The 14,053-nt window shown below is 67.0% G+C and carries 7 protein-coding genes; all 7 read left to right on the plus strand.

Annotation, left to right across the window (positions count from 1 at the left end):
- Positions 1–148 precede the first annotated feature (148 nt).
- Positions 149–1,915, plus strand: a complete 1,767-nt coding sequence (locus AC1RR5_RS09260) for a response regulator (protein ID WP_492921049.1) — start codon at positions 149–151, stop codon at positions 1,913–1,915.
- 80 nt (positions 1,916–1,995) lie between these two features.
- Positions 1,996–3,342 carry a glycoside hydrolase family 53 protein gene (locus tag AC1RR5_RS09265; RefSeq protein WP_492921050.1) on the plus strand — a complete coding sequence of 449 codons (1,347 nt, stop codon included), beginning with the start codon at positions 1,996–1,998 and terminating at the stop codon, positions 3,340–3,342.
- A 139-nt stretch (positions 3,343–3,481) separates the two neighbouring features.
- Entirely contained in the window at positions 3,482–6,124 is a 2,643-nt protein-coding gene (locus AC1RR5_RS09270) for a TonB-dependent receptor (RefSeq protein ID WP_492921052.1), read from the plus strand.
- 73 nt (positions 6,125–6,197) lie between these two features.
- Positions 6,198–8,687, plus strand: a complete 2,490-nt coding sequence (gene galA / locus AC1RR5_RS09275; protein ID WP_492921053.1) for a beta-galactosidase GalA — start codon at positions 6,198–6,200, stop codon at positions 8,685–8,687.
- 402 nt (positions 8,688–9,089) lie between these two features.
- A complete protein-coding gene (locus tag AC1RR5_RS09280) occupies positions 9,090–12,194 on the plus strand; it encodes a TonB-dependent receptor (protein WP_492921055.1) in 3,105 nt (1,034 codons plus the stop codon).
- 99 nt (positions 12,195–12,293) lie between these two features.
- Complete coding sequence (locus AC1RR5_RS09285) at positions 12,294–13,016, plus strand: SapC family protein (protein ID WP_492921056.1); 723 nt, start codon at positions 12,294–12,296, stop codon at positions 13,014–13,016.
- On the plus strand, positions 12,941–14,047 hold the full coding sequence (locus AC1RR5_RS09290; RefSeq protein WP_492921057.1) for a cupin-like domain-containing protein: 1,107 nt from the start codon (positions 12,941–12,943) through the stop codon (positions 14,045–14,047). Before AC1RR5_RS09285 ends, AC1RR5_RS09290 begins: the two co-directional genes overlap by 76 nt.
- Positions 14,048–14,053 lie beyond the last annotated feature (6 nt).

Raw genomic sequence — 14,053 nt, forward strand, 5'->3', positions numbered from 1 at the left:
GGTTGGGCCGACGTCGACGCGTTCAAAATTGCGCCTTAGTCGGACAATTCTGGTCGGCCACTCGCGCTTAAGGCGATCCTTCGTGCGCGAATCGTAGCCCTATGGAAAGCGCGAGCTTCCCTCACGGAAATGGGCTCGGCGGGACCCTATGTTGAAGCGGCCGACGGACGTCACCCAGCTGGACGGGCTGGTGCGCTACTCGCGTGGCGTCGCCTTGTCTCGCCTGGCCCTGGTCGCCGTCTTCGTCCTGCTGTTGATGAGTTTCACGCCGTGGACCATCGCCGGTCTGGGCGTCCTGGAGTTCGGCCTCTACTTCGCGCTGTTCATGGCCACCGAGCTGGCGCTGCGCGATCCGGATCCGGTGAAGGCGCACAAGCGCCTGGCCCTGCAGTCCGACATCCTGATGTTCCTGCTGGTCAGCAACGCCTGCTGGATGGCGGTGCAGATCCGGCTCTACGACGGGGCGCAGGTGCAGGTCGAGGCGGCGCTGCTGGCGATCTGCGTGCTGCTGTTCGCGGCCCTGCGGGTGCACCTGACCAAGGTCAGCTACGTGATCGGCGTGGTTCCGCCGTCCCTGACCCTGGTCTGGATCGCGGTCGACTGGAGCCATCCGTTCCAGCTGGATCACTATGCGCTGGCCATGATGCTGTTCGTGGCGGCGGTGCTGCTGGTGACCGGACGCCAGCAGGCGACCGACCGGGCCCTGACCCGGACCGCGCGCGACCTGACCCGCAACAACGTCGCCCTGACCCAGGCCATGCACGAGACGAGGGCCGCTAACCGCGCCAAGGGCGAGCTGCTGGCCGTGGCCAGCCACGAGATCCGCACGCCGCTGAACGCCATCCTCGGCTTTGCCCGTTCGCTACGGGGCGAGCCCCTGACGCCGCGCCAGGCCGACCTGGCCGCCGGGGTGGTCGAAGGCGCGGAGCAACTGACCCGGCTGCTGGACGGGATCCTGGACCTGGCCCGCGCCGATCCGCTGCGCGCCAAGCTGGACACCGTGCCGGTCGACCTGCGGACCCTGGCGCGCTCGGTGGTGCGGGTGTGGAGCAGCCACGCCCGGGCGCTGGGCGTGTCGCTGACCCTGGAGGACGCCGACCCGACCTTGTCGTTCCAGGTGGTGGCCGATCTGGTCCGGCTGGAGCAGACCCTGGTCAACCTGGTGTCCAGCGCCCTGGGCGCGGTCTCGGAAGGCGGCAAGGTCACCCTGCGTCTGGCCGGGGTGGTTCGCTTCGGCCAGCTGCGGGTGCTGGTCGAGGTGGCCGATACCGGGCCGCCGATCCCGGCCGACGAGCGGCTGAAGGTGTTCGAGGCCTGGGACCAGACCCAGCGTGGCCGGCTGCAGGGCGGCACCGGCATGGGCCTGAAGATCTGCGCCCAGAACCTGGCCCTGATGGGCGGCGAGATCGCCGTCGATCCGGCCGAGGCCAAGCTGGGCGGGCAGGGCGGGGCGGTGTTCTGGTTCGCCTTCACCGCGCCGATCCATCGTCCGACGCCGGTCCCGGTCGCGCGCGATAAGGGCGAGCCTGGCGAGATCCGGATCCTGGCGGCCGAGGACAACGCCGCCAACCGTCGCGTGCTAGCGCTGGCGCTGGAAAATGCGCCGGTCTCGCTGACCTTCGCCGAGGACGGGGCGCTGGCGCTGGACCTCTGGCGGACGGGGGCCTTCGACCTGATCCTGATGGACGTCAACATGCCGGTGCTGGGCGGTCGCGACGCCGTGCGCGAGATCCGCCGCGCCGAGCCGGTCGGGACGCGGGTGCCGATCTGGATGCTGACCGCCAACGTCTTCCCCGAGGACGTCGCCCGCTATCGCGAGGACGGGGCCGACGGGGTGCTGCGCAAGCCGCTGGACGTGGCCGCGCTCTACGCCCTGCTGGCCGACGTGGCCCAGACAAGGTTCGCCGAGACCTGAACGACGGCTTGCATCAATTGTACGATAAATGATAGTCGCTCCGCAGCGGCGCGCTCGAACGCGTCCGCGACGGAGGAAACATGTCGAACGCCCGCACTTCGCTGATCGCGCTTTCGTTGGCCGCCTTGCTGGCCGCGCCGGCGCATGCCGCGCCCCAGACCTATCTCGGCGTCGACATCTCCTACGCCAACGAGATGGAGGATTGCGGGGCGGTCTATCGGTCGGGCGGCAAGACGGTCGAGCCCTACGCCTTCTTCAAGTCGGCGGGCGCGAACGTGGCGCGGATCCGGATCTGGAACGATCCTGACTGGACGCCCTATTCGAACCTGAAGGACGTCAAGCGCAGCATCGCCAAGGCCCGCAAGGCCGGGCTGCAGGTGCTGCTGGACTTCCACTATTCCGACGACTGGGCCGACGGCGACAAGCAGCTGGCCCCCAAGGCCTGGGCCAAGCTCTCGACCCCGGACCAGGCCAAGGCGCTGTACGCCTTCACCCACGACACGCTGGCCGAACTGGACCGCGAGGGGCTGATGCCCGACCTCGTCCAGGTGGGCAACGAGACCAATGGCGAGATCGTCTCCAGCCTGGCCAAGGCCAAGGAGCCCATCAACTGGGACCGCAACGCCCTGCTGTTCAACGCCGGCATCAAGGGCGTGCGCGACGCCGGGGCGGCCTCGAAGATCAAGCCGCGCGTGATGCTGCACATCGCCCAGCCCGAGAACGTCGAGCCCTGGTTCGCGGCCGCCGAGAAGGCCGGTGTCACCGACTTCGACCTGATCGGCATCAGCTACTACAGCAAGTGGTCCAAGCGCTCGATGGCGCAGCTGGGCCAGACCATCAACCGCCTGCGGCATCTGTATTCGGCCGACGTGCTGGTGGTCGAGACGGCCTATCCATTCACCAATGACGGCGCCGATGCTTCACCCAACCTGCTGGGCGCCGACTCGCTGATCGCCGGCTATCCGGCCACGACGGCGGGGCAGAAGAAGTACCTCACCGATCTGACCCAGCTAGTCTACGCCAATGGCGGGGTGGGGGTCGTCTACTGGGAGCCGGCGTGGCTCTCGACCAAGTGCAAGACCCGCTGGGGCACGGGCTCCAACTGGGAGAACGCCGCGCTATTCGACTTCAAGGGCCAGGCCCTGGAAGGCGTCCAGTGGCTGGCCGCGCCCTATGTCATGCCGGTGGACGTAACCTTCCGCGTGAAGTCCCAGGGCGAGGCCGCGCGGTTCATCGACGGCGACTTCCTGGGCGGCGTGGGCGCGCGCCCGATGACGCTGGAGAATGGCGCCTGGACTTACCGGACCCGCCTGATGCCCGGAGCGGCGGTGACGGCCGCTACGGCGACCGACGCCGCCGTCGTCGGGGACGCCTCCGCCAAGGCCGCGACGGTGGGCAAGAGCGCCAGTGTCATCCCGCTCGACTGACAGTGCTTGCCTTGTGCGATTGATATGATAAATGAAGGTCGTGGCGCTCGCGGGAGCGTCTGGCGCCTCGACGCGTCGTAGCCCAAGGCAGCCGCGCCATAAAAACGAAGCGCGGCGCTGTTTCATCAGGGGGAAATACATGACTCGCCATGCCATTCTGCTCGCCGCTGTCAGCGGCATCGCTCTGGCCTCGGCCGCTAGCGCCTACGCCCAGACCACCGAAACCTCGCAGGTCGAAGAAGTCGTCGTCACCGGCGTGCGCAAGAGCCTGCGCGACGCCCTGGCGGTGAAGCAGGGCTCCGACAAGGTCGTCGAAGCCATCTCGGCCAAGGACATCGGCGTCCTGCCCGACGTCACCATCGCCGAGTCCATCGCCCGCCTGCCGGGCGTCAACGCCACCCGGGACCGGGGCAATGACAGCCAGGCTGTCGTGCGCGGCCTGGGCGCGCGCCTGGTGCTGGGCACGATCAACAACCGCGAGGTCGCCTCGTCCGAGCCCGATCGCAACGTGCGCTGGGAGATCTATCCGTCGGAAGTCGTCTCGGGCGTGCAGGTCTACAAGTCGCAGTCGGCCGACCTGATCGCCGGCGGCGTCGCGGCCACCATCAACATCTCGACCATCGACCCGCTGGACTATCGCGGTCCCGAGTTCGTGCTGCGCGCCGGCCCGGTGTTCTATGACGGCGGCAAGGACATCCCCAACTACAAGACCACCGGCTATCGCGGCTCGGGCTCGTGGGTTCACAAGCTGAACGACGACCTGGCCGTGGTCCTGGGCGTCACCGCCCAGCGCCAGAAGAACGGCTATGGCTCGTTCACGGGCTGGGGCTACAACGACAGCAACGCGCGTCCGCCGGCCGGCGCCAGCGACTACAGCAGCGACCTGAACCGCGACGGCAAGGTCGATTACACGCCCTGGGGCGCGCAGATGTCGGCCAGTCGCATCGACCAGAAGCGCACCGGAATCTCGGGCGGCCTGCAGTTCAAGCCGACCGACAAGTTCGAGCTGAAGGCCGACGCCCTCTATTCGAAGATCAAGATCACCGAGGTCCAGGACCAGACCGTCTGGGGCGCCAACAACTGGGGCAACTGGAACACCGGCACGGGCAACATCGGCTGGAACGACGGGACCTATAACGCCCCCGGCGCGTCCTACACCCTGATCAACAACGCCGTCGTGGCCGCCCGCCTGCCGTTCAGCTCGGTGCAGACCGTGCTGGCCAAGTACAGCGAGGACAAGGACCTGTTCGCCGGCGGCCTGAACGGCAAGTGGACCGGCGACCAGTGGACCGTCACCGCCGACGCCTCGTACTCCAAGGCCAAGCGGACCAACACCTGGAAGGCCGTGCGCTTCGAGGCCTGGCCGGACTGGACCAGCTTCGACTGGCGCGCCGGCGTGACGCCGACCATCACCACCAGCCAGGAGAGCATCAAGCTCAGCCAGACGGCCGACTTGGCCGGCTCGCACGACGGTCCCGAACGCCTGAACGACGAGCTGAAGGCCGCAGCCCTGGACTTCGCCCGCGACTTCGGCGGCGAGAGCGTCTTCAAGGGCGTGCAGTTCGGCGTTCGCGCCTCGGACCGCACCAAGGACCACACCCGCTTCACCTTCGCCCCGTCGGCCACTGGCGCGACGATCCCGACGAGCCTGCTGCAGGCCTACAAGCTCAGCGACGGCGCCAATGTCCCCGCCCTGCTGACCGGCGACATCGACAAGATCGCGGCGGTCGCCTATGGCGCGGGCGCCTTCGACGTCTCCAAGGCGACCGAGGACCTGGCCTCGCGCTGGGCCGTGAACGAGAAGGTCTATGAAGGCTTCGCCAAGCTGAACTTCGCCGGCGACGGCGTGGGCGGCTCGTGGGTCTCCGGCAATGTCGGCGCCCGCCTGGTCCACACCAAGACCAGCAGCGACGGCCAGCAGCAGGACACCGCCAGTGTCTTCAAGGCCGTGACGGTCGACAACGAATATACCGACCTGCTGCCCTCGGCGAACGCCAAGCTGGACTTCGGCGACGGCAAGCTGCTCCGCCTGGGCGTGGCCAAGGTGATCGCCCGTCCGCCGCTGGACGAGCTGCGCGCCAGCCGCACCCTGGCCAACTGGGCGCCGTGGACAGGCAGCGCGGGCAATCCGAAGCTGAAGCCGTTCGAGGCCATCCAGTTCGACGCCTCGGCCGAATACTACTTCCGTCCCGAAGCCCTGGTGGCGCTGTCGTACTACTACAAGGCCGTCGACAGCTATATCGGCTGGAAGCAGACCCCGGCCACGTTCGGCGGCCAGACCTACACGGTCGCCAGCCCGGCCAATGGCGGCAGCGGCCACATCCAGGGCGCGGAACTGACCTTCCAGACGCCGTTCTTCTTCCTGCCGGGTCCGCTCAGCAAGTTCGGCATCTATTCGAACTACGCCTATGTGGAATCGAACCTGAAGGAGTTCTCGCCGGCCAATAATCCGCTGCGGATGACCGGCCTGGCCAAGAACACCGCCACGGTCGACCTGTGGTACTCCAACGCCGGCTTCGAGGCCCGTCTCGGCTGGAAGTACCACTCGCCGATGACCGTGATCTACGGCTGGAACGGCGCGGACCTGCAGACCCTGGCGACCGAGAAGACCCTCGACTTCAGCTCGTCCTACCAGGTCAACGAGACGATCGGCGTCCGCTTCCAGGTCAACAACCTGACCAACCAGGAACTGCGGATGTACCGCGACAACGATCCCAACCGGATCGGTCGTTACGACAGCTACGGCCGTCGTTTCCTCGTCGACGTGACGCTGAAGTTCTAGTCCGTCTACCTTCAAACTCTGCGCTGGGAGGAAGCCTCAAGCTTCCTCCCTCTTTTTCGTGAGAGGTCCTTCGATGGTCCAGATCAACCGACGCCAGGCCCTGGCGGGGACAGCGGGCGCGGCGCTGCTGGCCAAGGCCGCGGCGGCCAACGCCCAGGTCGCCCCGGTCGCCGCTGTGGACCTGGGCCCGCGCGAGCGGACGTCGCTGGACTTCGACTGGCGCTTCGCCCTGGGCCATGCCGCGAATCCGGCCAAGGACTTCGGCTTCGGGGCCAACCAGCGCACCTTCGCCAAGGCCGGCGCCAGCGCGCCGTCGTGGTGGGGGGCCGCCGCTGCGCAGAAGGACTTCGACGACAGCGCCTGGAAGCCGGTGACCCTTCCGCACGACTGGGCCGTCGAGTTGCCGTTCGCCAACAACCCCGACTACAAGCCCTCGGGCAAGCCGGACGACGAGGACCTGCGCGCCGCCCACGGCTACAAGGCGCTGGGCCGCGAGTTCCCGGAGAACAGCGTCGGCTGGTATCGCAAGACCTTCGCCCTGCCGGCCGCCGATGCCGGCAAGCGCCTGTCGATCGAGTTCGACGGCGCCTTCCGCGACGCCCTGGTCATCGTCAACGGCTACATCCTGGAGCGCGAGGACAGCGGTTATTCGCCGTTCCGCGTCGACATCACCGACATCGCCAATGTCGGCGGCGACAACTGGCTGACCGTGCGTGTCGACGCCAGCCTGGGCGAAGGCTGGTTCTACGAAGGGGCGGGGCTCTATCGCCACGTCTGGCTGGTCAAGACCGCGCCGGTGCACGTGCCGCAGTGGGGCGTCTTCGTCCGCGCCCAGGTCGACGGCACGCTGCAAATCGACACCGACTTGGTCAATGAAGGCGACACGGCTCAGGCCTTCGAGGTCAGCCACGCGGTGCTGGACGCTGCCGGCAAGCCGGTCCTGGTCGTGGCTCCCGCCGCCGACCGCATCCCCGTCTGGGAGCGCCAGAGCCTTTCCCAGACCGTGACCCTGGCCAACCCTGTGCTTTGGTCGCTGGAGGTCCCGCACCTCTACACCCTGGTCACCGAGACCAAGGTCGGCGGGGCGATGGTCGACCGGTTCGTCACCCGCTTCGGCGTTCGCTCGGTCCGCTTTGATGCGGCCAAGGGCTTCTTCCTGAACGACAAGCCGGTGAAGCTGAAGGGCAGCTGCAACCACCAGGACCACGCCGGCGTCGGCGCGGCGATCCCGGACGCCCTGCAGGTCTGGCGGCTGGAGCAGCTGAAGTCGATGGGCGCCAACGCCTATCGCGCCTCGCACAATCCGCCGACGGTCGAGCTGCTCGACGCCTGCGACCGCCTGGGAATCCTGGTCATCGACGAGACCCGCCGGATGTCCAGCGACCCGACCTCGCTGGACGAGCTGGAGCGCCTAGTCCGCCGCGACCGCAACCACCCGTCGGTGATCTTGTGGTCGATCGGCAATGAAGAGCCGCAGCAGGCTACCGCGCGCGGCATCAAGGTCGCCAGGACCATGAAGCGCCTGGTCAACCGTCTGGACCCCTCGCGCCTCGTGACGGCCGCGATGGACAACGGCTTCGGCGAGGGGATCAGCACGGTCATCGACGTGCAGGGCTTCAACTATCGCCACGAGAAGATGGACGACTTCCACGCCCGCTTCCCGGCCGTGCCGATCATCGGCAGCGAGAGCGCCAGCGTGGTGACCACGCGCGGTGAGTACGCCCGCGACGAGGCCAAGAGCTACGTTCCCGCCTACGACACCGACCACCCCTGGTGGGCAACGACGGCCGAGAAGTGGTGGAGCCATGCGGCTGATCGCCCGTGGATGGCGGGCGGCTTCATCTGGACCGGTTTCGACTATCGGGGCGAGCCGACGCCGTTCAACCGCTGGCCCAGCGTTAGCTCGCACTTCGGCGCCTTCGACACCTGCGGCTTCCCGAAGGACAACTACTTCTACTACCGCGCCTGGTGGCGATCCGAGCCGCTGCTGCACCTGTTGCCGCACTGGAACTGGGAGGGCCGCGAGGGGCAGCCGGTGGCGGTCTGGGCGCACAGCAACTGCGACAAGGTCGAGCTGTTCCTGAACGGCAAGAGCCAGGGCGTGCGCGACGTGAAGGCCAACCACCATGTCGAGTGGTCCGTGCCTTATGCGCCGGGCGTCATCGAGGCCCATGGCTACAAGAACGGCAAGGTCATTCTGCGCGCCCGTCGCGAGACGGCCGGCGCGCCCGCCGCCCTGCGCCTGACGAGCGATCGCACGAAGCTGAAAGCCGACGGCCAGGACGTGGCGGTCCTCAAGGTCGAGGTGTTGGACGCCAAGGGCCGCATTGTGCCGCGCGCCGACACTCTGGTGCGCTTCGAGCTGTCGGGCGCGGCCGACGTGATCGGGGTCGGCAACGGCAATCCGACCAGCCACGAGCCCGACGTCGCCAGTCAGCGCAAAGCCTTCAACGGCCTGGCCCAGGCGATTGTCCGGACCCGACGGAATCAGCCGGGGCGGGCGAGGGTGGTCGCGGGCGCCGACGGCCTGAAGAGCGCGAGCGTCGATCTCGACCTCGGCTGACGCGCCGCACACTTTCTCGAAAACTCATGCACGCATGGGAGGCGGCGGTTGGCGCAAAGCCAGCCGCCGCCGCGCGTTTGTTGCATTGGAAACCGGTTTCCTTCGCGAAATGTAACGCAACCTCGGCGTGAATATTGGAATATGGCGCCTTTGCGGCAGTGCAGCAGGCGACCGAAAACTCAGGCCATTTGTAGTAGAAATACGACCAAAATGGCCTTGAAAAAAGATTGCTAGCGCTGTCAATTGACCATTGCGGCGGTTGGAGACCGATGTTACCGCTAACTAGTCTCTCGTGTTTTGGTTGTTCACCGTGCGCGGGAACGGGAAGAGCGACCGGGAAATGCTTCCGGTTCGTAACAATAAACATCGCCCCACAGAGGGCTTTTATTAGGGGGAACGGCTATGAAGCGGCTTCGTCGCTTGCACGCGTCTGCCTCTTGCGTCGCCATCACGGCGGCCATGTTCGCCAGCTCCGCGCTGGCCCAGCAGGCACCTGACACCACCGTCGACGAGATCGTCGTCACCGGTATCCGCGCTTCACTCGAACGGTCGATCGAGATCAAGCGCAACAACAGCGGCGTCGTCGACGCCATCTCCGCCGAAGACATCGGCAAGTTCCCGGACACCAACCTCGCCGAGTCGCTGCAGCGGATCACCGGCGTGTCGATCGACCGGACGAACGGCGAAGGCTCCCAGGTCACGGTCCGCGGCTTCGGCGGCGGCTTCAACCTGGTGACCCTGAACGGCCGCACCATGCCGACGGCCAACGTGGCCACGGTCGGTGGCGACCAGTCGACGGACTTCGCCGGCGGCACCAGCCGCTCGTTCGACTTCTCGAACCTGGCGTCGGAAGGCGTGACCACGCTGGAGGTCTACAAGACCGGCCGCGCGGCCATCCCCTCGGGCGGCATCGGCGCGACGATCAACGTCAAGACCCGCCACCCGCTGGACTCCCGCGAGCACGGCCTCTCGGGCAGCATCGGCGTCAAGGGCGTCTATGACCAGAGCATGTCCAAGAAGCTCGAGGACAGCTCGAAGTACACGCCGGAAGTCTCGGGTCTGGTGACCTACCTCGACGAGAGCGATAAGTTCGGCATCACGGCGTTCGGCAGCTATCAGAAGCGCAACTTCACCAGCCGCTCGGTCACCTCGAACGACTGGAACATCCGCACTTTCGCCGAGTTCAACAACCCGGCCAACGGCTTCGTCCGCGCCGGCGGCGCGACCCAGATCACCAACGCGCCGTCCAGCGGCACGACCCTGGTCGCGATCCCCAACGACAGCCGCTACCACTTCTCGCAAGGCCAGCGCGAGCGGATCAACGGTCAGCTGACCGCCCAATTCCGCCCGACCGAAAGCCTGACGATCACGGCTGACGCCCTATACGCCGAGAACAAGTCGTACGAGCGCCGCAACGACAGCACGAACTGGTTCAACCGCCCGTTCGACAAGGTCACCTTCGACAACAACCCGGTCGTGGCCACCGCGGTCCTGCTTCAGGAAAACCTGAGCGGCACCAAGGACATGGGCTTCGAGCAGCAGTATCGCGCCAACACCGACTCACTGAAGTCGTATGGCCTGAACGCCGCTTGGGACCTGTCGGATCGCTTCCGCGTCAATATCGACGGCCACATCTCGAATTCGGACTCCAAGCCGGGCGCGCCGAACGGCACCAGCTCGACCATGGTCTCGATCGGCGCGCCGATCGTGACGTCGCACTCGGTCGACTACAGCGGCAAGGTTCCGATCCAGTCGTTCACGATCAACGACGCCGCCCCGCGCGGCAACGCCAATGGCCAACTGGACGTCGGCGACCTGGGCAGCCAGGTGGGCCGCACCTCGGCCCAGCGGCAGGAGCAGAAGGTCAAGGAAGTCCGTATCGACTTCACCTACGACCTCGACGACAACGGCAGCCGCCTGGACTTCGGGGCAGACTACCGCACGTCGAAGATGACCCAGTCGTCGCTCAACACCGAACAGGACCTGGGCTCGTGGGGCATCTCCAACCCGGGTGACGTCAAACAATATGCCGGCAGCCTGGTGAAGGCCTTCTGCATGGCCTGCCGCTTCAGCGAGTTCGACCTGAAGCAGACCGGTCCCGGCCTGACGTCGTTCCGCGCCGACGCGGTCGATCTGCTGAACGCCCTGTCGCCGGTCTATACGGCGCGGGGCAACCCCGTCCGGGTCACCGGCCAGAACAACAACCGCGTCGACGAAGACATCGCCGCGGCCTATGGCCAGCTGACCTGGAAATCGGAACTGGCCGGCATGCCCGCCACTCTGGTCACCGGTGTCCGCTACGAGCAGACCAAGGTCACCTCGGTCTCGGCGGTGCGTACGCCGACCGCCATCGTCTGGACGTCGGACAACGACTTCCGCATCGACACGGCGGCGACCTATTCGCCGCTGTCGGGCAAGGGCAAGTACAACAACCTGCTGCCTTCGCTGGACTTCCAGGTCGATCTTCGCGACGACGTGGTGGGCCGCTTCTCGTTCAGCCGCACCATCGCGCGGCCGGACTTCGGCAACCTGTTCGCCGCCCAGACCGCGGGCCAGCCGAACCGTCCGATCGCCAACGGGGCCATCCCGCTAGGCACCTCGGGCAACCCGGACCTGGAACCGCTGATCTCGGACAACTTCGACGTCTCGCTGGAGTGGTACTACAAGCCCAGCAGCTTCATCACGGCCGGCTTCTTCGAGAAGCGTGTGAACAACTTCGTCGGCACCGGCACGGTGATGCAGAACCTGTTTGGTCTGCGTGACGTGACCTCGGGCCAGGCGGGCACGCGGTCGGGCACGGCGGCGTCTCTGCTGTCGGGCATCGGCGCCAGCCAGACCGACGTGAACCTGTTCACGATGACGGCCCTGCTGCAGCAGAACGGCGGTTCGTCGGCGGCGGCCACGGCTCAGTTCCAAGCCAACCGCGGTGCGGGCGGCGACCTGAACCAAGCCTTCGTGGACGCCATCCTGGCGGCGGTCGACATTACGCCCAACAGCACCGATCCGCTGTTCAACTTCCAGGTCTCGCGTCCGATCAACAACCGGACGGGCAAGATCCACGGCTTCGAAATCGCGGCGCAGCACTTCTTCGGCGACACCGGCTTCGGTGTGTCTGGGGCCTATACGATGGTGCGCGGCGACGTCGACTTCAACAACGGCGCCCCGTCGGGCCAGGACCAGTTCGCTCTGCTGGGTCTGTCGGATACGGCCAACGCGACCCTGATCTACGACAAGTACGGGATCTCGGCGCGGGTGGCCTACAACTGGCGTGACAAGTTCCTGCAGGCCACCAACCGCGGCGGGGCGCGTAACCCTGTCTACGTCGCGCCGTTCGGCCAGCTGGACATCAACATCAGCTACGACATCACGCCGAAGCTGGCAGTCTCGCTGGAAGGCATCAACCTGACCAAGGAAAGCCTGCGCACCTACGGCCGCGATCCGAACCAACTGTGGTTCGCTCAAGAGCTGGACCGGCGCTTCCTCCTCGGCGCCCGCTACCGCTTCTAGGACCGGAAGTCTCCTAGAAACGAGGGCAGGGACCGTCGCGCTTGCGGCGGTCCCTTTCTTCCTTTGAAGTACACGCCTTCAAGGCGTGAGTAGGCCGACATGAACCGAGTGCTTCTGAACAACGTCGACCACGCCGACCTGCGCGTTATCGCCGGCCATGGCGTCGCCTATGGCGATGCGATCAACCAGACCCTGGTGCTGCCCACCGAGTTCGAGGCGGTGCAGCGCGAATACCCCATCCTGATCCGCAAGGACGCCGCCGGCGCCTACCAGGCCGTGGCCCTGCTGGGCCTGGACCGCGACGAGAACCTGTTCCTGGACGAGACCGGCTGGAACGCCCGCTACGTCCCCGCCGTCCAGCGGCGCGGCCCGTTCTCGATCGCCCTGCAACGCGACGAGCCGGGCGCCGAGCCCCGGCCCATGATCCATGTCGACCTCGACCACCCGCGCGTCAGCCGCGACGCGGGCGAGCGCCTGTTCCTGCCGGCCGGCGGCAATTCGCCGTACCTGCAGGGCATCAACCAGGCCCTGGGCCAGATCCACGACGGCCTGGAGATCAGCGGACCGATGTTCGCCTTCTTCGAAGAGCTGGGCCTGATCGAGCCGATCGACATCGAGATCAAGCTGGACGACCAGACCAGCTACGACCTGCCCGACGTCTTCACCCTGGCCCCCGACCGCCTGGAGGCCGTGACGGGCGAGCCCCTGGAGCGACTGCACCAGTCGGGCCTGCTGCGCGCGGCCCATTGGATCATCTCATCGATGGGCAATATCGAAGAGTTGGTCGCCCGGAAGACCCACAAGCAAGCCGCTCTCGCATGACCGCGATCACCGCCCGTCGGACGCTGGAGGCCACGGCAGCGACGCCGGGGCAGATCCCGTTCGAGGCGGTGCTGGCTGGCCAGACGCCGATGCTGTTCAAGGGCCTGGCCCGCGACTGGCCGCTGGTCCAGGCGGGGCTGCAATCCGGTCAGGCGGCCCGCGACTACATCCGCGCCCACGACCGGGGCGGACGGGTAGTGGGCTACACCGGCGACCCGTCGATCCAAGGCCGCTTCTTCTACGACGACACTCGCACGGCCATGAACTTCAAGGCCGAACGCGCGCCGCTGGAGACCTTCCTCCAGCGTCTGGAAGAGGTCGAGGGCCACAACGACGCGCCGGCGGTCTATGTCGGCTCGGCCGACCTGGACGCCTACTTCCCCGACCTGAAGGCCGCCAACGATCTGGGCCTGGGGCCGGAGGTGTTCGGGCCCGAGCCGCCGATGGCCGGCATCTGGATCGGCAACCGCACGACGGCGGCCGCGCACTATGACATGTCCAACAACATCGCCGTCTGCGCCGTGGGCCGCCGGCGCTTCACCCTGTTTCCGCCGGATCAGGTCGCCAACCTCTATCCCGGCCCGCTGGAGCCGACGCCCGGCGGCCAGGTGGTCAGCCTGGTCGACTTCCAGAACCCCGATTTCGACGCCCATCCCGGCTTCCGCGAGGCTCAGGGTTCGGCCCAGGTGGCCGAGATGGAGCCTGGCGACGTGCTGGTCTATCCTGCCCTGTGGTGGCACCAGGTCGAGGCGCTGGAGCCGTTCAACGTGCTGGTGAACTACTGGTGGAACAGCGCGCCGGCCCATCTGGACACGCCGATGACCACCCTGTTGCACGGCCTGCTGAGCCTGCGCGATCGGCCCGAGCACGAGAAGCGGGGCTGGCAGGCCCTGTTCGACTACTACGTCTTCGGTCCGGCCGATCGCGCGGCCACGCCGATGCCCGAAGCGGCGCAAGGGCCGCTGGGACCGATGGACGAGATGAAGGCCAGGCGGCTGCGGGCGTACTTGCTCGACCGGCTGAACCGATAACAACAA

Source organism: Caulobacter sp. GW821-FHT11E11 (genome assembly GCF_058808315.1).